Source organism: Aureimonas altamirensis, assembly GCF_023702225.1.
GTDB lineage: Bacteria > Pseudomonadota > Alphaproteobacteria > Rhizobiales > Rhizobiaceae > Aureimonas > Aureimonas altamirensis_B.
In genome coordinates this window covers 299579-319328 of the sequence record NZ_JAMQCO010000003.1, presented here as the reverse complement: position 1 = coordinate 319328, position 19750 = coordinate 299579, and the positions used below count along the sequence as shown (strand labels likewise).

Below are 19750 nucleotides of genomic sequence, written 5' to 3'. Positions count from 1 at the left end.
GTCAGGCCAAAGCCGCTGGTCTAGAAGCATAACCACCAAGGCGTGCGGAGGCGAGATGTCGCAGAGGGTTGAGACCGTCCTTTCCATCGGCGAATGCATGATCGAGCTGTCGCCGACCGGGCAGGGCACATACAGGCAGGGCTTCGCCGGCGATACGTTCAATACGGCGTGGTATCTGCGCCGCCTCCTGCCGCAGGAGCGTGAAGTCGCCTATTTCACCAATGTCGGCGACGATCCGCTCAGCCATGCGATGATGGCTTTCATCGAGGGGTCGGGCGTCTCCACGCGCCACATCAGGGCGATGCCCGGTCGCGTCGCTGGCCTGTATCTCATCACCCTGGATGGGCACGAGCGGAGCTTCTCCTACTGGCGCGATACGGCCGCCGCCAAGGCTCTCGCCGACGACGAGGCGCGGCTGAAGGCAGCGGTGGACGAGGCGGCGCTGATCTATTTCTCGGGCATCACGCTGGCGATCCTGCCACCGGAGCGCCGCGCCGCCTTCCTGTCCGTCCTCCGGTCGGCACGCGGAGGCGGCAAGAGCATCGCCTTCGACCCCAACATCCGCGACCGCCTGTGGGCCGGCCGCGCCGCCTGTGCCGAAGGCATCGAGGCGGGCGCCGAAGTGGCGTCGATCTGCCTGCCCAGCTTCGACGACGAAGCCCGTATCTTCGGCGATGCGGATGCTGCCGCGACGGCGGCGCGATACCGCGAGATCGGCTGCGATGAAGTGGTGGTGAAGGATGGCGGCGGCGACGCCCTGCTGCTCGTCGCCGGCATGCAGGCTCCGTTGGTCGTTCCGGCGAACCGGGTGGAAAAACCGGTCGACACCACGGGCGCGGGCGATTCGTTCGGCGCGGGCTACCTGGCCGCACGCCTTCAAGGCCATTCTCCCGAGGCCGCCGCGCGGAGCGCGCATGCCACCGCCGCGCGGGTGATCCAGGGCTATGGCGGGCTCGTCGACGTTTGACGATTGCAGAATTGGCCTGACCAATATATCGCATAATGTCATGAGAGGCGGAGCGGTGCGGGTGGCGCGCCCGACGCTGCCACGACATGCGCAAGGAGGTCAGGCCAATGTCGCCGAAGATCACAGGCTACCGCACATACGACATCCGCTTTTCGACATCTCAGGGGTTGGACGGATCGGACGCGATGAATCCGGATCCGGATTACTCTGCCGCCTATGTCGTGCTTGAAACCGATAGCGCCGGGCTTGAGGGCCACGGCCTGACCTTTACCATCGGACGCGGCAACGACATCGTGAAGCAGGCGGTGGAAGCGGTCGCCCGTCGCCTCGTCGGCAAGACGCTGGACGAGATGACCGCCGACATGGGCGCCTTCTGGCGGTATGTGACGGGCGACAGTCAGTTGCGCTGGCTGGGGCCGGACAAGGGCGTCATGCACCTCGCCACGGGCGCCGTCGTCAATGCGGTTTGGGATCTGTGGGGCAAGGTCGAGGGCAAGCCCGTCTGGCAGCTCGTGGCCGACATGAGTGTGGACCGGATCCTCTCGCTGGTGGATTTCCGCTACCTGACCAACGCCTTGACGCGCGAGGAGGCCCGGGACATCCTGGAGGCCGCGCGGGCGGGCGCGGCGGGCCGGCGTGAAACGCTGGCCGCGAAGGGCTATCCCACCTATACCACCTCGGCCGGCTGGCTCGGCTACAGCGACGAGAAGATGCGCCGCCTGTGCCGGGAGGGTATGCAGGTCGGCTGGACGCATTTCAAGCTGAAGGTCGGGCGCGACCTTGAGGACGATATCCGCCGTTGCCGCATCGTGCGCGAAGAGATCGGCCCGGACCGTACGCTGATGATCGACGCCAACCAGGTCTGGGAGGTCGGCCAGGCGATCGAGTGGGTCAACGCCCTGGCGGAGTTCAAGCCATGGTTCATCGAGGAGCCGACCTCGCCGGACGACATCCTCGGCCATGGGCAGATCCGCGCCGGGGTTGCCCCGATCAAGGTGGCGACGGGCGAGATGTGCCAGAACCGCATCCTGTTCAAGCAGTTCATGCAGGCCGACGCGATCGACGTGGTGCAGATCGATGCGGCGCGCGTCGGCGGGCTGAACGAGAACATCGCGATCATGCTGATGGCCGCGAAATTCGGCAAGCCGGTGTGTCCGCACGCCGGCGGCGTCGGCCTGTGCGAGTATGTCCAGCATCTGTCGATGATCGACTACCTCGTGATCTCCGGCACGATGGAAGGGCGCGTGGCCGAATATGTCGACCATCTGCACGAGCATTTCGTCTATCCGTGCGACGTGCGGGACGGGCGCTACATGCCGCCGCAGGCGCCGGGATTCTCCATCGAGATGAAGGCGGCGTCGATCGAAGCGCATCTCTACCATGGATAGACGATGCTACCTTTCGCTCGCCGTCCTGCTGTTCTAATCAGGGGCACGATCCACGCGAAGGGGGACCTCATGGAGGACGCGGTTGATTTTGGCCGGCTCCTGTCCGAGCGCCTCGGCGCCGGCGCGGTTCTGGCCGACCCGGCCGACACGGTGCGCTACTGCCGGGACTGGCATGGCGACGTGACCACCGGAGCGGTCGCCGTGCTGCGGCCGGCCTCGACCGACGAGGTGTCCGCCGCCGTGCGCCTTTGCGCCCAGCTCGGCCTGTCCATCGTGCCGCAGGGCGGAAATACGGGGCTGGCGCTGGGCGGCATACCGGACAGGCCGCAGGCGCAGGTCGTCCTGTCGCTGGAGAGGATGAGCCGCATCCGCTCCATCGCTCCGGACGACTTTTCCGCCGTCGTCGATGCCGGCTGCGTGCTGGAGGCGATCAAGGCCGCGGTGGATGCCGAGGGATGCTATTTCCCGCTGGCGCTCGGCGCACAGGGATCGTGCCGGATCGGCGGTAACGTCTCCACCAATGCCGGCGGCATCAACGTGCTTCGCTACGGCATGACGCGCGATCTGATCCTGGGGCTGGAGGTGGTGCTGGCCGACGGCACCGTATGGGACGGCCTGTCCACCTTGCGCAAGGACAATCGCGGCATCGACCTGAAGCAGCTCTTCATCGGGGCCGAAGGTACGCTGGGAATCGTCACCGGCGTGGCGATCAAGCTTCTGCCGAAGCCGGAGCATGTGGAAACCGCACTTCTGGCGCTGCCCAGCGTCGAAGCGGCGATGGCGCTGTATCGCCGGGCGCGGCGCGATTGCTGCGACCTTATCAGCGCCTTCGAGCTGATGCGGCCCGAAGCCTTCAGCTTCGCGCGCGATGCGCATCCGGATCTGCCGCAGTCCCTGCCCACCGACTACCCGGCCTATGTGCTGACGGAGCTGACGGCCACCGGCCCGATCGATCTGCGCGCCATGCTGGAGGCCTTTCTGGAGAAGGAGATCGAGGCGGGCGAGGTCCTCGACGGCGTCATCGCGGCGTCGCGCCAGCAGGCCCTGAACCTGTGGAAGGTGCGCGAAGGCATGAACGAGGGGCAGGCCATGCGCGGCCCGCATCTGCGCACCGACCTTTCGGTGCCGCTTTCGCGCGTCGCCGATTACATCGGCGAGGCCAGCGCCGCCATCGCCCGCAGCATGCCGCAGTGCGATGTCGCGGCCTATGGCCATGTCGGGGACGGCAACATCCACTTCAACGTCATACCGCCACGCGGCGCTTCCCCGGACGAGGCACAGGCCGTCATCAAGCAGGCCAAGACGATCCTCTACGACATACTGGACCGGTATGACGGCAGCCTGAGCGCCGAGCACGGCATAGGCCGCCTCAAGAAGGCGGATTTCGTGCAGCGCATGCCGCCGGCTCAGGATCGCCTCCTGCGGGCCCTGAAGACCGCGTTGGACCCGGATTGGCGACTGAATCCGGGCTGCCAGATCGATCGATAGAGTGACCGAACCGAAGAAAGAGACATGATGGCCGACGTAGTGCTGACACCCGCAGAGCTTCTGGAAACGCGCGTCCATGCGGCGCTGGTGGAAGCGGGGGCGGACGAACCCTCGGCAATCGCGGCGACGCGCGCGATGATGCATGCCTCGAAGCTGGGCGTGGACAGCCACGGCGTGCGGCTGACGCCGCATTACAGCCGCGTCCTGAAGGGCGGGCGCGTCAACGGCCGGCCCGACATGACGGTGAAGGAGAATTCGCCCGTCTCCTTTGCGCTGGATGCCGACCACGGCCTCGGCCATCCGGCCATGTACAAGGCGGTGGACGTCGCCACCGACGCCGCCACGCGAATGGGTATCGCGGCGGTGGGCGTTCATCGCTCGTCCCATTTCGGGGCGGCCGGCGCCTATGCCATGGCCGGGCAGGAGCGGGGGTGCATCACCATCTGCGTTGCCAACAGCGACTCCATAGTGGCGCTGTTCAACGGCGCGGAGCGCTTTCACGGAACCAATCCGCTGGCCATCGGCATCCCCGTGCCGGGGGAGAAGCCCTGGCTCTTGGACATGGCCACCTCGTCCGTACCGATGAACCGCGTTCTCCTGTACCGGGTGCTCGGCATCGAATTGCCGGAGGGTGTCGCCGCAGACCTTGCCGGCACGCCGACGCGTGACGCCAGGGAAGCCGAAATGCTGATGCCGCTGGGCGGCGCCGATTTCGGCTTCAAGGGCGCGGCGCTGGCCGGCTTCATCTCGATCATGTCGTCCGTGGTTGCCGGCGCGACGCCCGACCCGTTCGTCATCGACATGGTGGGCGAGGACGTCTCGACGCCGCGCAATATCGGCCACTTCCTGGTCGCCATCCACCCGTCGTTCTTCGGCGGCGGCTCCAGCTACGGCGAGCAGATCAAGGCCTATCTCGGCGCGCTGCGCGGCAGCCGCGCGCGGGAGGGCGGGGTGATGGCGCCGGGCGAGCGTGAGTGGAAGGTCGAGATCGAGCGCGCCACCAACGGCATCCCGGTCGATCCGGAGACGGCAGCCTTCCTGGGCCTTGCCTGATGCGCTGAAACCGGAGGCCGCATGCCCGCGCTGATCTTCGATGTCGATGGAACGCTGGCCGAGACGGAGGAGCTTCATCGGCACGCGTTCAACCGCGCCTTTGCCGAGCATGGCCTCGGATGGCATTGGGACGAGGCGCAGTACCGCGACCTCCTGCAGGTCACTGGGGGCAAGGAGCGCATTCTCGCCTTTGCGCAGGGGCAGGGCCGGATGGCCGTGCCCGATGCGGCGGGGCTGCATGCTTCGAAGACGCGCCATTACGTCGATGCGGTGGATAGCGGCCGGCTGGCCCTGCGTCCGGGCATCGCCGCCCTGATCGCCGAGGCGCGGCGGTGCGACGTCGCCCTCGCCATAGCCACGACGACCAGCCGCGCCAATGTCGACAGCCTGCTCGCCCATACGCTCGGAACGGATCACGGCTTCGGCGTCATCGCGTGCGGCGACATGGTGCCGGCCAAGAAGCCGGCGCCCGACATCTACGAACTCGCGATGCGGATGCTGGACCTGCTGCCCGCCGAATGCCTTGCCATCGAGGATTCCGCCAATGGGCTGAGGGCTGCGAAGGCGGCCGGCCTGCGCTGCGTGGTGACGCCGGCGCTGTATACCGCAGCGGACGACTTCACCGGCGCGGACTGGATCGCCGAAGGGGCGATCGATCCACGCCGGGTCCTGGCGATGCTGGATCGTTGAGAAAGGTTCAGGCCGCCTTGCGGGCGGCCTCGACGCTGTCGCGGATCGCCTTCATGTTGCGGGCGTAATGATCGGGCGTGCCGCCCTTGAAGATGGCCGAGCCGGCAACCAGCACATCGGCCCCGGCTTCCACGACGAGGGGCGCGGTATCGGGTGCGACGCCGCCATCGATCTCGATATGGATCGGCCTGTCGCCGATCATCCGTTTCACGCGGCGTACCTTGTCGACGACGGCGGGAATGAATGCCTGGCCGCCGAAGCCGGGATTGACGGTCATCAGGAGGATCAGGTCGACCCGGTCCAGCACGTATTCGATGGCCTGTTCGGGCGTGCCCGGGTTCAACGAGACGCCGGCCTTCTTGCCGAGATCGCGGATGGCCTGCAGGGAGCGGTCCAGATGCTTCGTCGCCTCGGCATGGACGGTGATGTAGTCCGCGCCGGCCTTGGCGAAGGCTTCGAGATAGGGGTCGCACGGCTCGATCATCAGGTGGCAATCGAAGATCTTGTCGGTCGTGTGCCGCACCGCCTTCACGACGGGCGGGCCGAAGGTGATGTTGGGTACGAAATGACCGTCCATCACATCGAGATGGATCCAGTCGGCGCCGGCCTTGTCCACGGCGACGATCTCCTCGCCCAGGCGGGAGAAATCCGCGGAGAGGATCGAGGGTGCGATGATGAGCGTCATTGCGTGTCCTTCTCGGTATCGGGCGCTGCGCCGGCCAGTACGCGGCTGGCGGCGATGTCGCAAGCTTCGATCCGCGATAGATCGTCTGCTGTCAACGCCCCGCCGCCGCTTTCGAACAGGCGGTTGGCCTGCCGCAGCCGCGCCCGGTCCAGCGCGTTGCGGATGGAACGCGCATTGGCGAAATGGGGTTGTTGCCGGCGTCTGTCGATATAGCGCGCCATCACCGCCTGCGCCTCCGGGGCGAGACGATATCCCTGCCGCTCGAGCATACCCTGCGCGATGGCCAGCAATTCCGCGCCCGCATAGTCGGGAAAGTCGATATGATGCGCGATGCGGGAGCGGAAGCCCGGATTGCTTTCGAAGAAGCGCTCCATCCGGTCTCCGTATCCGGCCAGGATCACCACGAGGTCGTCGCGCTGGTTCTCCATCACCTGCAACAGGATCTCGATCGCCTCCTGCCCGTAGTCGCGCTCGTTCTCCGGCCGGTACAGATAGTAGGCCTCGTCGATGAAGAGGACGCCGCCCATCGCCTTCTTCAGGATTTCCTTCGTCTTCGGCGCCGTGTGGCCGATATACTGGCCCACGAGATCGTCCCGCGTGACGGAGACGAGGTGCCCCTTGCGCACGTAGCCGAGGCGATGGAGCAGGTCCGCCATGCGCAAGGCGACGGTGGTCTTGCCGGTGCCGGGATTGCCGGTGAAGCTCATGTGCAGTGTCGGCGTCTCGAAGGCCAGGCCAAGGCGCCGGCGGGCCCGCTCCACCAGTAGCAGGGCCGCCGTCTCGCGGATGCGCTGCTTGACCGGGGCCAGCCCCACAAGCGAGCGGTCGAGCGCGTCCAGCACCTCCGCGACGCCGGATTCCACGAAGTCGCGGCGCAGATCCACCGCCTCTGCCGTCTCCGCCGGCCCCCGTTCCAAGGCGGCGGCCGTCATGCGTAACGCTCGCCTTCCGGACGGTCGCCCGAATAGGGCTCGGTCGTGTAGCGGATATTACGGCCCTCCGCCTCCTGTCGCCGCAGGCGGAAACCCGGCTCGTCCGTCGGGCGGTTGACGATGAAGGACAGTTTCACCGACTCCCAGCCGTGGCTGGAATCGAAGGCCGAGAGGCGGATGTAGAGATGGCCGTTGACCTTACGGCAGGCCTGCAACTCCATCATCACGCCGGCGCCGTCGGCGATGTCGAACATCGGATGGCCCCACATGTCCCAATAGGTGTTGCGGGGATGCGGATCGTCGGTGTACTCGATGTTCACCGCCCATGCATTGTCGAGGCAGTATTGCACCTGCGCGGCGATCTGCGCGTCCGTCAGGTCGGGCAGGAACGAGAATGTTCCCTGGGTCACCTTCATGATCGTATCTCCTTCTGGTCGGGTTCGGATCGTCCGTGGCCGTCAGGCAGCCACGGAGACGCTGGTCTGGTAATCGGGGGCATCGGTGGACGCGTAGTTGAAGGTCACGTTCTTCCAGGTATCGAGGGCCTGCTTCAGCGGCGTGCAGTCCCGCGCGGCGGCTTCCAGGATGTCCGGCCCTTCGTTGACGATGTCGCGGCCCTCGTTGCGCGCCAGGATCATCGCCTCCAGCGCCACGCGATTGGCCGTGGCCCCGGCGGCGATGCCCATCGGATGGCCGATCGTGCCGCCGCCGAACTGCAGCACGACATCCTCCCCCAGAAGGTCCAGAAGCTGGTGCATCTGGCCGGCGTGAATGCCGCCCGAGGCCACCGGCATCATCTTGTTCAGCGATGCCCAGGGCTGGTCGAAGAACACGCCGTTGGCAAGGTTCTGGGGCGTGAACTCGTCGCGGCATATGTCGTAATATCCGCGCGTCGTGGCCGGATCGCCCTCGAGCTTGCCGACCACGGTGCCGGCATGGATATGGTCCACCCCCGCCAGCCGTGCCCATTTGGCGATGACGCGGAAGGACACGCCATGCGCCTTCTGCCGCGTATAGGTGGAATGCCCCGCGCGGTGCAGGTGCAGGATCATGTTGTTGCGGCGGGCCCATTTCGCCATCGACTGGATGGCCGTCCACCCGATGACGAGATCTATCATGATGATGGCCGAGCCGAGGTCGCGTGCGAATTCCGCCCGCTCGTACATGTCTTCCATCGTGGCGGCGGTGACGTTGAGATAGGTGCCCTTGATCTCGCCGGTCGCGGCCTGCGCCTTGTTGACCGCCTCCATGCAGTAGAGGAAGCGCTCGCGCCAATGCATGAAGGGCTGGGAATTGATGTTCTCGTCGTCCTTGGTGAAGTCGAGACCGCCCTTCAGCGCCTCGTACACCACGCGCCCGTAATTGCGGCCCGAAAGGCCGAGCTTGGGCTTGACGGTGGCGCCCAGCAGCGGCCGGCCGAACTTGTCCAGCCGCTCGCGCTCGACCACGATGCCGGTGGCCGGCCCCTGGAAGGTCTTCACATAGGCGGTCGGCAGGCGCATGTCCTCGAGCCGCAGCGCCTTCAGGGGCTTGAAGCCGAAGACGTTGCCGATGATCGACGCCGTCAGGTTGGCGATGGATCCCGGCTCGAACAGGTCGAGGTCGTAGGCGATGTAGGCGAAGTAGCTGCCTTCCGCGTTCGGCACCGGATCGACCCTGTAGGCCTTCGCCCGGTATTTTTCGGCGGCCGTCAGCCTGTCCGTCCAGACGACGGTCCATGTCGCGGTGGAGGATTCGCCCGCCACGGCGGCAGCGGCCTCGATCGGATCGACGCCATCCTGCGGCGTGATGCGGAAGCAGGCGACCAGGTCCGTATCCTTCGGCTCGTAGCGGGGCTCCCAGTAGCCCATGCGCCTGTATTCCATGACGCCGGACTTGTAGCGCTCCTTGCCGGTGACGGTCTGCGACGATTCTGTCATGACTTTCTCTCCCTCGTTGGAACTCGCATGTGCGGCGGTCAGGCCGCGGTCCTGTATCGGTTGGCCTGCCGCAACTCTCCGCCGGCATATCGCCGCGCCATCTCGGCCATGGATCTCGGTCGTATGCGCGCGGCGTTGCCGGCGGTGCCGAAGGCTTCGAACCGGTCGCGGCAGAGTTGCCGCAACTGGTCCATCGCCGGCTGCAGGAACTTGCGCGGATCGAATTCCTCCGGCTTCTGCCGGGCGATGCGGCGAAACTGCGCCGTCATCGCCAGCCGGCAGTCGGTATCGATGTTCACCTTGCGCACGCCATGGCGGATGCCGCGCACGATCTCGTCCACCGGCACGCCCCAGGTCGGACGCATCTGGCCGCCGAAGCGGTTGAACATCTCCTGCAGCGCCTCCGGTACGGAAGAGGATCCATGCATGACGAGGTGCACGCCGGGCAGGCGTCGATGGATCTCCTCGATCACATGCATGGCCAGGATGTCGCCGTCGGGCCGGCGGCTGAACTTGTACGCGCCATGCGAGGTGCCCATGGCGATGGCCAGCGCGTCGACATCGGTCCGCGCCACGAAGTCCTGCGCCTGGGCAGGGTCCGTCAGGAGCTGGTCCGTCTCCAGCCGTCCCTCGAAGCCGTGGCCGTCCTCGGCCGCGCCTTCGCCGCTCTCCAGCGAGCCGAGGACGCCGAGCTCGCCTTCCACCGACGCGCCCACGGCATGGGCCGCTTCGGCCACCTTCGCGGTGATGGCGACGTTGTAGTCGAAGCTGGCCGGCGTCTTCGCATCGGCCTCCAGGGAGCCGTCCATCATGACGGAGGTGAAGCCGTGCTGCAGCGCGGTCAGGCAGGTGGCTTCGTTGTTGCCGTGGTCCTGGTGCAGGCAGACGGGGATGCCTGGAAACATCTCCACCAGTGCGTCCACCATATGCGACAGCATGATGTCTCCCGCATAGGACCGCGCCCCGCGCGATACCTGGAGGATCACCGGCGCATCCGTTTCTGCGGCCGCCTCCAGTATGGCGAGGCCCTGTTCCATGTTGTTGATGTTGAAGGCGGGGACGCCGTATCCATGCTCTGCGGCGTCGTCCAGAAGCTGCCTCAGGGTGATCTTGGCCATCTCTTTGCGTTCCTTCCCTTTTTGCTTCAGAGCACGCGCCGCCGGCGCTCGATGAGTTGCAGGATCAGCGGCGTGAGAATGAGTTGCATGGCGAGGTCCAGCTTGTTGCCCGGCACGACGATGGAGTTCGGCCGCGACATGAAGCTGTCGTGGATCATCGACAGAAGGTATGGAAAGTCGATGCCGCGCGGGTTGGCGAAGCGGATGACGAGCATGGATTCGTCCGGCGTTGGTATCCACCGCGCGATGAAGGGGTTGGACGTATCGACGATCGGCACCCGCTGGAAATTGATGTTGGTCAGCGTGAACTGCGGGCAGATGGTGCGCACGTAGTCCGGCATGCGCCGCAGGATCACGTCCATCACCGCCTCGGTGGAGTAGCCGCGCGAGGCCTTGTCCCGATGGATCTTCTGGATCCATTCGAGGTTGATGACGGGCACGACGCCGATCTTCAGGTCGACGTGCGACGCGAGGTCCAGCGTTTCGGTGCGCACGCAGCCGTGCAGCCCTTCGTAGAACAGGAGATCGCTGTCACCCGGAAAATCCTGCCAGGCGCTGAACGTGCCCTGCGGCGCGCCATAGGCGGCCGCCTCGGCGTCGTCGTGCACGTAATGACGCGTGCGTCCGGTGCCCTTTCGCCCATACTCGGCGAAGATCTCCTGCAGCGTGTCCAGGATGTTCGCTTCCGGACTGAAATGCGAGAAGTCGTGATTGCCGGCGGCTTCCTCCTCGGCCATCTTCGCCTTCATCGCCGACCGGTCGTAGCGGTGGAAGGCGTCGCCCTCTATGAAGTCCGCCTTCACCTCCTCGCGGCGGAATATCTGCTCGAAGATGCGCTTGACCGACGTGGTGCCGGCGCCGGAGGAGCCCGTTATGGCGATGATGGGATGCCTGGCCGTCATCGGTTCGTTCCTCCTTACGCGCGAAACAGGCTGCGGCGGCCGAAGAGCGGCGAGCGCTCCCCGATGGCCGACGGATCGGTGAGGTATCGGGCGATGCGCTGGACCTCGCGTGCCGAGCCGAAGACGAAGGGGGTGCGCTGGTGCAGGGCGGCCGGCACGATATCCAGAAGCGGCCGTATGCCGTCCGTTGCCGCGCCGCCGGCCTGCTCGACGATGAACGCGATGGGGTTCGCCTCGTAAAGCTGGCGCAGGCGGCCCTCGCGGTAGGGACGGCGCGCGTCGGCCGGATACAGGAAGACGCCGCCGCGCTCCAGGATACGCGCTGCCTCGGCCACCAGCGAAGCCGTCCAGCGCATGTTGAAGTCCTTGCCCCGCGGGCCTTCGGCGCCAGCCAGGCAGTCGTCGACATAAAGGCGCACCCGCTCGTCCCAGTGCCGGTAGTTGGATGCGTTGATGGCGAACTCGGACGTCTTCTCCGGGATGGGGCCGGAGCGCGCTTCTTCCACGAAGCCGCCGAATGAGGGCGAGTAGGCGAAGTTGAGCGTGCCCCCGCCGAGCGTCAGGATCATCTGGCAGCGCGGCCCGTAGACGACGGCTCCCGCGGCCAGCAGGTTGCGGCCTGGCTGGGCGAAAGGCGTCTCGCCGGTAGCCGGCAGCAGCGAGAAGATGGAGCCGATGGACGCGTTGGCCCCGATATTGGAAGAGCCGTCCAGCGGGTCTATGGCCAGCGCCAGTCTTCCGGCCGCATGCATCGTCAGGGGCTCGGCGCGTTCTTCCGAAGCCATGATGGCGATGTTGGCCTGCCACGCCGCGGCGGTGAAGATGCGGTCCGCCTCGATGTCCAGCCAGGTCTGGGTATCCCCCGATGCGTTTGCGGCAGCCGGTATCGGGGCCTGCGCGCGGACAGGATCCTCCATGATGACGCCACGCAGCTTGACGGCCGCGACGCCGAGCTGGCGGACCGCTTCGGCGATGTCGCTGCGCAGCGGGTCTTCCCCCGCGAAGGCACGCAGATGAGCTTCGAGCGACGAACGCATGGACAACACCCTCCCGATGTCGACCACGACTATCGGGCAGGATATGGACTAAGTAAAATTTATTTGCTTAAGTATCGTAATCAGAAAAAATTACGCATAGCCGGGAGGTATCCATGCAGGCCGTGACCTTGCGCCAGTTCCGGTCCGTCCAGGCCATCAATCGCCTTGGAACGATTGCAGCCGCCGCGCGTGCGCTGGGGCTGACGGCGCCGGCCATCACGCTCCAGATCAAGCAGATGGAGGAAGAGTTCGGCCTGCCGCTTTTCGACCGGACCAGCGACGGCATGCGGATCAAGGAAGCCGGAGCCTGCGTGCTGGCCGCCGCCAACGCCATCGAGCACGCCTTGCGCGACATGCGGGACGAGATCGACGCGTTGAAGGGGCTCAGGCGGGGGCGCGTACGGCTCGGGGTGGTCTCCACCGCCAAGTATTTCGCGCCGTCCATCCTTGCCGCCTTCGGGGCGGAGCACCCCGGCGTCGACATCGAGCTGGAGGTCGGCAACAAGAGCCGCATCGCGGAGGACCTGCGCACGATGGCGCTGGACATCGCACTGATGGGCACCCCCCCGCGCGACCTGCCGGTACGGGCGCGGGTGTTCGGCGATCATCCGCTGGTGGTCGTGGCCGCGCCCGGGCATGTCCTGGCCGCGCGGCGCAGCCTGGACCTGCAGGACCTGGCGGGCCATCGCATGCTGGTGCGCGAGCGCGGATCGGGTACGCGCCGCTCGCTGGAGCTTTTCGTGCGCGATATGCCCGAGCTTCTGGACGACCGGCTGCTGGAACTGGACTCCAACGAGACGATCAAGCAGTCCGTCATGGCCGGGCTGGGTATCGCATTCCTGTCGGCCCATACTGTCGCGCTGGAGGTGGAACTCGGCCGCCTGGTGATCCTGAATGTCGCGGGCACTCCGATCCGCCGTCAATGGTTTGCCGTGACGCGGGCCGACAGGGTGCCGACGCCGGCCGAATCCGCCTTCTGGGATTTCCTGATGCGTCGGGCCGCGCGGTTCCTGCCCGTGCTGCCCAATCTCTACGATGAGGCGAATGTATGATGTGGGCAGGCGATGGGCGCGCTTGTGAAAGCGCAACGGGCTGTTACACTTAGGGCAACGAAAGATTCTGATTGGTCCAGGAGCGCCTCCGCATGAGGCCTGCTCCGGAGTTGGTATTTGTGGTTCAGGATACAGAGCGGGAGCGGCGTGCCGCCTCCCACCACCCGATGAAGGAGACGGCCGCGCCCGGCGACAAGGCCGGCAGGCTGTCCAAGCGCCAGCGCCGACGGCGTCGCAAGCCTGCGACGACGGGGCCTAAAGGCGCGCCCGATTGCGATCTGCCGCCCGCGCTCGGCGAAAGGCTGGCCAAGGCCGAAAGCGCCATCGCGCGGCAGAACCCGGATCCCCGCAAGAAAAGCAGGCGTCGGCGCCGGCGTCGGGGGGCTGCGGCCTCGGAGGCATCGGAAGCCTCGGTCAAGACGCAGCGTCCGCCGCAGCGCGCCGTGGACAAGGGGCGTCCGCCGCTCTACGCCGCACTCGACCTCGGCACCAATAATTGCCGGTTGCTCATCGCCGTTCCGGGCCGGCCGGGCCAGTTCCGCGTCATCGACGCGTTCAGCCGCATCGTCCGCCTTGGCGAGGGGCTGGGCCGCACGGGCAGCCTGGCTTCCGGCGCCATGGACAGGGCGCTCGCGGCGCTGGAGATCTGCAGTCAGAAGCTTGCGGCGCGCGACATTCGCGCCCTGCGGCTGATCGCCACCGAGGCCTGCCGCGCAGCGGCCAACGGGCCGGAATTCCTGGAGCGCGTCAAGCGCGAGACGACGCTGGATCTCGAGATCGTCAGCCGGGAGACGGAAGCGCGCCTGGCGGTGTCCGGCTGCGGATCGCTGGTGGATCGTTCGGCGCGCGGGGCGGTGCTGTTCGATATCGGCGGCGGCAGTTCGGAGATCGCGCTGCTGGACCTCGGCCAGGGGCCGAGCCGCCGCCTGTCCAATCACATCGTGGCCTGGACGTCGCTGCCGGTAGGAGTCGTCACCCTGGCCGAGCGTTATGGCGGCCGCACGGTGACGCCCGAACTGTTCCAGCAGATGGTGGACGAGGTGTCCGGGCATATCGAGCGGTTCAAGGGCCGCAACCGGCTCGCGCCTTATGTGGGCAAGGCCGGCTTCCACCTGCTGGGCACTTCGGGCACGGTCACCACGCTGGCCGGCGTGCATCTGGGGCTGGAGCGCTACGACCGGCGGCAGGTGGACGGGCTGTGGCTGCGCGATGCCGAGGTTTCGGAACTCGTCGGCCGCATCGCCGGCTGGAGCTTCGAGGAACGCATGGCCAATCCCTGCATCGGCAGCGAACGCGCCGACCTGGTGCTGGCGGGATGCGCCATACTGGAAGCGATACGCAAGGTCTGGCCGGCGCCGGCGCTGCGGGTTGCCGACAGGGGCCTGCGGGAAGGATTGTTGATCGAAATGATGGTGGCGGACGGCGTCTGGCGGCGCGACACGCAGGGCAACCGGGCGAGGCAGGGCGCGTGACGGGCGGCAAGAGCGGAGATCGCGGACTTTCGGTGCGCGTCAAGAAGAAGCGCGGCATCAAGGCATCGTCGCGAAGGTGGCTGGAGCGGCAGCTGAACGACCCCTATGTCCGCCGCTCCAAGGCCGAAGGCTATCGTTCGCGCGCGGCCTACAAGCTGATCGAGATCGACGATCGCTACAAGCTGCTGAAGCCCGGCATGCGGGTGGTGGATCTTGGTTGCGCCCCGGGCGGCTGGTGCCAGGTGGCGGTGCAGCGCACCGCCGACACGCCGGACAAGGCGCAGGTCGTCGGTATCGACTACCTGCAGGTGGACCCGATCCCCGGCACGACGATCTTCGAGATGGATTTCCTGGATGACGCCGCCCCCGGCCGCCTTCTGGAGGCGCTAGGCGAGGCGCCGGACATCGTCCTGTCGGACATGGCCGCGCCGACGACCGGCCATCGCCGGACCGACCATCTGCGCACCATGCATCTGGTGGAGGTGGCGGCGGATTTCGCCATCCGGACCTTGCGGCCGGGCGGGCACTTCCTGACGAAGACCTTTCAGGGCGGCACCGAAGCCGACCTCCTGACCATGCTGAAGAAGAATTTCACCAGCGTGCACCACGTCAAGCCGCCCGCCTCGCGCGATGGCTCGGTGGAACTGTTTCTGCTGGCCAAGGGCTTTCGCGGGCAGGGCCGCCGCGACGGCGCGCAAACCGCCGCGGACGAGGACTGACCTCCAACCTTTGTGCGTCCGAATGGACGCAACGGCGCTCTATCGGCGGCCGGATATCTCCGATCCGGCGGACGCCGGCAGCGAGCGGAAGCAGAAGAGCGCGGCGATGGTGACGCATCCGGCCGCAACGAAGGCGACGGTAAAATCCGCCGGGACGGGCACGACACCGCCCCGCATGACCATGCCCGCTTCCAGTATGCCGCCGGCGAGGGCGACGCCCGTGGCGATGGAGACCTGCTGGAAGGCGGCCAGCATGGCGGTCGCATCGCCGGCCCGGGGCGGCGGCACGTCGGCGAAGGCCAGGGCATTGGTGCTGGTGAAGAAGAGCGAGCGGAAGAAGCCGCCGACGAGCAGCAGGACGAGCAGCAGAAGCAGCGGCATGTCCGGGCGATAGAAACCGATGACGGCGACCGAGGCCCCGCCGAGGACGGCGGTTGGCATCAGGGCCGTGCGAAAGCCGAAGCGCCGCAGCAGCGGGCGTGCCAGAACCTTCATGGCCATCGCTCCGCCCACCGTGGCCGCGCTGACGAGGCCGGATTCGAACGGCGTGTAGCCGAAGCCAAGCTGCAGCATCAGCGGAAGCAGGAAGGGCATCGCGCCCGTGCCGATGCGGAACAGGCCGCCCCCGGTGATGGAGGCACGCAACGTATTGATCTTCAGGAGCGACAGGTGCAGGAGAGGATCGGGGCTTCGTCGGGCGTGGCGGATGTAGAGCAGCGCGAACGCCGCCCCGCCGGCGGCCAGCGCGAAGCCGAAGATGGGGGGCAGGGCCGGCAGCGAGATGATCGACATGCCGAAGACGAGTCCCGAGCAGGCGAGGCCCGAAATCACGAAGCCCGGCCAGTCGAAGCGGATGGTGGCGACCGGCTCTACATAAGGCAGCACCTTCTGCGACAGCACGATGCCGATGAGGCCGATGGGGAGATTGATAAGGAAGATCCAGCGCCAGTCCGCGTAGGTGGAGATGGCGCCGCCGATCGGCGGGCCGACCAACGGCCCCACCATGGCCGGAATGGAAAACCATGCCATGGCGGTGACGAGGTCGGACTTGTCCGCGGCGCGGACCAGCAACAGCCGGCCGACCGGCGTCATCATCGCGCCGCCCATCCCCTGGAAGAAGCGCGCCGCCACGAATGCCTCGAGCGAGCTCGACAGGGCGCAGGCCAGGGAGCCCAGCATGAAGACGGCGATGGCGCACTGGAACACGAAACGCGCGCCGAAACGGTCGGCCATGCGGCCGGAAATGGGGATGAAGGTGGCCAGAGACACGTAGTAGCTGGTCAGCGCAAGCTTCAGCGCGATCGGGTTCGTGCCGATATCCTCGGCGATGGTTGCAAGCGACGTCGCTATGACGGTCGAGTCCATGTTCTCCATGAACAGGGCGACGGCGAGGACGACGGGAACGATACGCTTCACGGCTGGGGTTGCTTTCCGGAAAATCGATAAGGCCGTCTTACCTCTGCCCGATCGTTCGTACAAATTTGTCGTGAGGCCTCACGGCCTGCCCAAACTTGCCCATATTGAAGCCTATCGAAGTCAGGCAAGACGACATGCGTGAAACTGCTAGGAGCAGGCTAATGAATCGGCACAAGATGGGTCTCGATCGTCGTGGAGCGTTGAAGCTGGCCCTCGGCACGGCCGCGGCGGGCGCGATGGTAACGGCTGCGCGGGCCCAGCAACCTGCCGCAGAACCGGCAGCGCCCGCAGCCGCACCCGCTGCACAGCAGGGCGCAGAGGCCGCGATGGCGCCCGGCTGGCAACGCTTCAGGCTTGGCGATGCCCGCGTCACCGTCATTCTGGATGGCGTTCGCCCCGGCGACGGGCCTTTCCCGACCTTCGGCGAGGACCAGACCGCCGAGGCGGTGGCCGAGCTGATGGAAGCGAACCTTCTGCCTGCCGGCCGTTTCGTCACCTTCTTCAACCCGGTCGTCATCGAGACGGGCGGAGAAACGGTCCTGATCGATACCGGGTTCGGCTCCGGCGGCCGCGAAGGCGGTCTCGGCCAGTTGCGCCAGCGCATGGAAGCCGCCGGCATTCCGGCCGACCGCGTCACCATGGTGGTGATGACGCATCTGCATGGCGATCATATCGGCGGGCTGATGGAGGGCGATGCCCCTGCCTTTCCGAATGCGCACCTGATCGTCGGCCGGCAGGAATACGAGTTCTGGACATCCGACGCGGCAAAGAGCGGCGGCACCGCCGGCAATGCGGAAGCGGTCGCCGCAAGGGTGACGCCGCTGGAGAGTACCATGACCCTGGCCGAGGATGGCGACGAGGTGGCTCCCGGCCTGTTCGCGCGGGCCGCCTACGGCCACACGCCGGGCCATTTCGTCTACGAACTGACGTCGGGCGGCAAGCGGCTGTTCCTGATGGGAGATACGTTCAGCCAGTATGTCGTGACGCTGCAGAAGCCGGAATGGCACGTTCGCTTCGACATGGACAAGGCGGCGGCGGTGGCGACGCGCAAGCGCTTCGCCGCCATGCTGGCAGACGAGAAGCTGCCCTTCACCGGCTATCACCTGCCGTTCCCGGCGGTCGGCTACGTGCAGCGCGACGGCGAGGCGTTCCGCTATGTGCCCGAGACCTACGCGCTGATGATCGATGAGGCTGCGCCGGCCGATAACGGCTGATTTGCTATGGCTGTGCCGGCCGGGGACACGAGGCCCGGCAAGGGGCCGGCCGTCGACTGCAATCTCGCGATCGCGAAATCAGGCGGCAAAACGGGGCTTCCCTAAAGCGGCGCCCCATGCTAGCAGCCCTTGCCATCCCTCAATCGGGCGCGGCCCATCTCCGGCCCCCGATCCGCTACCGGAAGGACTGGCATGGCCCAGATTATCGAGACATCAACCGGCGCCCTCGCGCTGACGTTCGACGACGTCCTGCTGCAGCCGGCGCACTCGCAGGTCATGCCGGGACAGGTGGATGTCCGCACGCGCATTACGCGCACCCTTCGTCTCAACCTTCCGATCCTGTCCGCCGCAATGGACACGGTGACGGAAGCCCGACTGGCCATCGCCATGGCCCAGGCCGGCGGCATCGGCGTCATCCACCGCAACCTTACCCCGGCCGAGCAGGCCGAGGAGGTGAGGCAGGTGAAGAAGTTCGAGAGCGGCATGGTGGTCAACCCGGTCACCATCGGGCCCGACGCGACGCTGGGCGATGCCCGTGCGCTGATGGCGGCCCATCGCATCTCCGGCATTCCGGTGGTCGAGAACGGCGGCAGGGGCGGCCAGACGCGGGGCAAGCTGGTGGGCATCCTCACCAATCGCGACGTGCGCTTCGCCTCCGACGACCGCCAGAAGATCCACGAGCTGATGACGAAGGACAACCTCGTCACCGTTCGGGACACCGTCGACCAGCAGGAGGCCAAGCGGCTGCTGCACGCGCACCGGATCGAGAAGCTGCTTGTCGTGGACGGCGAGGGCCATTGCGTCGGCCTGATCACCGTCAAGGATATCGAGAAGTCGCAGCTCAACCCCAATGCGGCGAAGGACGGGCAGGGTCGTCTCCTGGCGGCGGCGGCGACCAGTGTCGGCGACGATGGTTTCGAGCGCGCCGAACGCCTGATCGACGCCGGCATCGACCTGATCGTCGTGGATACGGCCCATGGCCATTCGCAGCGGGTGCTGGATGCCGTGGCGCGCGTGAAGCGCATGTCGAACGAGGTGCAGGTGATCGCCGGCAATGTCGCGACGCCGAGCGGCACGCAGGCGCTGATCGACGCAGGCGCCGACGGCATCAAGGTGGGCATCGGCCCCGGCTCGATCTGCACCACGCGCATCGTGGCGGGTGTCGGCGTGCCGCAGCTTTCCGCCATCATGGATGCCGTCGCGGTGGCCGACAAGGCCGGCGTGCCGGTGATCGCCGATGGCGGCATCAAGTTCTCGGGCGATCTCGCCAAGGCGCTCGCCGCCGGTGCGTCGGCGGCCATGGTGGGCTCGCTTCTGGCAGGCACAGACGAAAGCCCGGGCGAAATCTATCTGCACCAGGGGCGCTCGTTCAAAGCCTATCGCGGCATGGGCTCGGTCGGCGCGATGGCGAGGGGCTCGGCAGACCGCTACTTCCAGGCCGAGGTGCGCGATACGTTGAAACTGGTGCCCGAAGGCATCGAGGGGCAGGTGGCCTACAAGGGCCCGGTCAGCGCCGTGCTGCACCAGCTCGCCGGTGGCCTGCGCGCGGCGATGGGCTACACCGGCGCTGCGACGCTGGACGATTTCCGCACCAACGCGACCTTCGTTCGGATCTCCCCGGCCGGCCTGCGCGAGAGCCACGCGCATGACGTGACCATAACGCGCGAAAGCCCGAACTACCCGGGCGGCCTCTGATCC

Annotated in this window: 18 protein-coding genes; 10 read left to right on the top strand and 8 right to left on the bottom strand. The window is 66.8% G+C overall.

Features of this window, described 5'->3' with window-relative positions; translation table 11 throughout:
- The first annotated feature begins 55 nt into the window (after nt 1-55).
- From NDN16_RS06805 to NDN16_RS06785, 5 genes are all read left to right on the top strand, one after another.
- Nucleotides 56-967, top strand: coding sequence for a sugar kinase (locus NDN16_RS06805; RefSeq protein WP_251112857.1), 912 nt, complete (start codon nt 56-58; stop codon nt 965-967).
- A gap of 107 nt (nt 968-1074) precedes the next feature.
- Nucleotides 1075-2355 carry an L-fuconate dehydratase gene (locus NDN16_RS06800; protein ID WP_251112856.1) on the top strand — a complete coding sequence of 427 codons (1281 nt, stop codon included), beginning with the start codon at nt 1075-1077 and terminating at the stop codon, nt 2353-2355.
- 69 nt (nt 2356-2424) lie between these two features.
- Complete coding sequence (locus NDN16_RS06795) at nt 2425-3843, top strand: FAD-binding oxidoreductase (RefSeq protein ID WP_251112855.1); 1419 nt, start codon at nt 2425-2427, stop codon at nt 3841-3843.
- A 27-nt stretch (nt 3844-3870) separates the two neighbouring features.
- Nucleotides 3871-4896, top strand: a complete 1026-nt coding sequence (locus NDN16_RS06790) for an Ldh family oxidoreductase (RefSeq protein WP_251113012.1) — start codon at nt 3871-3873, stop codon at nt 4894-4896.
- 21 nt (nt 4897-4917) lie between these two features.
- Nucleotides 4918-5586 carry an HAD-IA family hydrolase gene (locus NDN16_RS06785; RefSeq protein WP_251112854.1) on the top strand — a complete coding sequence of 223 codons (669 nt, stop codon included), beginning with the start codon at nt 4918-4920 and terminating at the stop codon, nt 5584-5586.
- Nucleotides 5587-5593: 7 nt separating this feature from the next.
- Here the strand turns inward: NDN16_RS06785 and rpe are convergent, their stop codons facing one another.
- Genes rpe through NDN16_RS06750 form a run of 7 tightly spaced genes read right to left on the bottom strand, consistent with a single transcriptional unit; the run spans nt 5594 to nt 12179 of the window.
- On the bottom strand, nt 5594-6271 hold the full coding sequence (rpe, locus tag NDN16_RS06780) for a ribulose-phosphate 3-epimerase (RefSeq protein ID WP_251112853.1): 678 nt from the start codon (nt 6269-6271) through the stop codon (nt 5594-5596).
- Nucleotides 6268-7203, bottom strand: coding sequence for a CbbX protein (cbbX, locus tag NDN16_RS06775; protein WP_251112852.1), 936 nt, complete (start codon nt 7201-7203; stop codon nt 6268-6270). The genes rpe and cbbX overlap by 4 nt, the downstream gene beginning before the upstream one ends.
- The gene (locus tag NDN16_RS06770) at nt 7200-7619 is read right to left on the bottom strand and encodes a ribulose bisphosphate carboxylase small subunit (protein ID WP_251112851.1); all 420 of its coding nucleotides are present in this window, start codon (nt 7617-7619) and stop codon (nt 7200-7202) included. Before NDN16_RS06770 ends, cbbX begins: the two co-directional genes overlap by 4 nt.
- Before the next feature lie 42 nt (nt 7620-7661).
- Nucleotides 7662-9122 (bottom strand): form I ribulose bisphosphate carboxylase large subunit, encoded by a 1461-nt coding sequence (locus NDN16_RS06765; protein ID WP_251112850.1) that lies wholly within the window; start codon nt 9120-9122, stop codon nt 7662-7664.
- Nucleotides 9123-9160: 38 nt separating this feature from the next.
- A complete protein-coding gene (gene fba / locus NDN16_RS06760) occupies nt 9161-10240 on the bottom strand; it encodes a class II fructose-bisphosphate aldolase (RefSeq protein ID WP_251112849.1) in 1080 nt (359 codons plus the stop codon).
- A gap of 26 nt (nt 10241-10266) precedes the next feature.
- Nucleotides 10267-11142, bottom strand: a complete 876-nt coding sequence (locus NDN16_RS06755; RefSeq protein WP_251112848.1) for a phosphoribulokinase — start codon at nt 11140-11142, stop codon at nt 10267-10269.
- A gap of 14 nt (nt 11143-11156) precedes the next feature.
- Nucleotides 11157-12179 (bottom strand): class 1 fructose-bisphosphatase, encoded by a 1023-nt coding sequence (locus NDN16_RS06750; protein WP_251112847.1) that lies wholly within the window; start codon nt 12177-12179, stop codon nt 11157-11159.
- A gap of 113 nt (nt 12180-12292) precedes the next feature.
- Between NDN16_RS06750 and NDN16_RS06745 the strand changes: the two genes are divergently transcribed.
- The 3 genes from NDN16_RS06745 (at nt 12293) to NDN16_RS06735 (ending at nt 15422) form a co-directional block, all read left to right on the top strand.
- Nucleotides 12293-13231 (top strand): LysR substrate-binding domain-containing protein, encoded by a 939-nt coding sequence (locus tag NDN16_RS06745; protein WP_251112846.1) that lies wholly within the window; start codon nt 12293-12295, stop codon nt 13229-13231.
- A gap of 167 nt (nt 13232-13398) precedes the next feature.
- Nucleotides 13399-14703 carry a Ppx/GppA phosphatase family protein gene (locus NDN16_RS06740; RefSeq protein WP_251113011.1) on the top strand — a complete coding sequence of 435 codons (1305 nt, stop codon included), beginning with the start codon at nt 13399-13401 and terminating at the stop codon, nt 14701-14703.
- Nucleotides 14700-15422: an RlmE family RNA methyltransferase gene (locus NDN16_RS06735; RefSeq protein ID WP_251112845.1), complete on the top strand. Its 723-nt coding sequence runs from the start codon at nt 14700-14702 to the stop codon at nt 15420-15422. Before NDN16_RS06740 ends, NDN16_RS06735 begins: the two co-directional genes overlap by 4 nt.
- Before the next feature lie 39 nt (nt 15423-15461).
- On the opposite strand, the gene NDN16_RS06730 is transcribed toward NDN16_RS06735, so the two are convergent.
- Complete coding sequence (locus NDN16_RS06730; RefSeq protein WP_251112844.1) at nt 15462-16838, bottom strand: MFS transporter; 1377 nt, start codon at nt 16836-16838, stop codon at nt 15462-15464.
- A gap of 161 nt (nt 16839-16999) precedes the next feature.
- Between NDN16_RS06730 and NDN16_RS06725 the strand changes: the two genes are divergently transcribed.
- Together NDN16_RS06725 and guaB are read left to right on the top strand one after the other, a co-directional pair.
- Nucleotides 17000-18052 carry an MBL fold metallo-hydrolase gene (locus tag NDN16_RS06725; protein WP_251112843.1) on the top strand — a complete coding sequence of 351 codons (1053 nt, stop codon included), beginning with the start codon at nt 17000-17002 and terminating at the stop codon, nt 18050-18052.
- 192 nt (nt 18053-18244) lie between these two features.
- On the top strand, nt 18245-19747 hold the full coding sequence (guaB, locus tag NDN16_RS06720; RefSeq protein WP_251112842.1) for an IMP dehydrogenase: 1503 nt from the start codon (nt 18245-18247) through the stop codon (nt 19745-19747).
- The last annotated feature ends 3 nt before the right edge of the window (nt 19748-19750 follow it).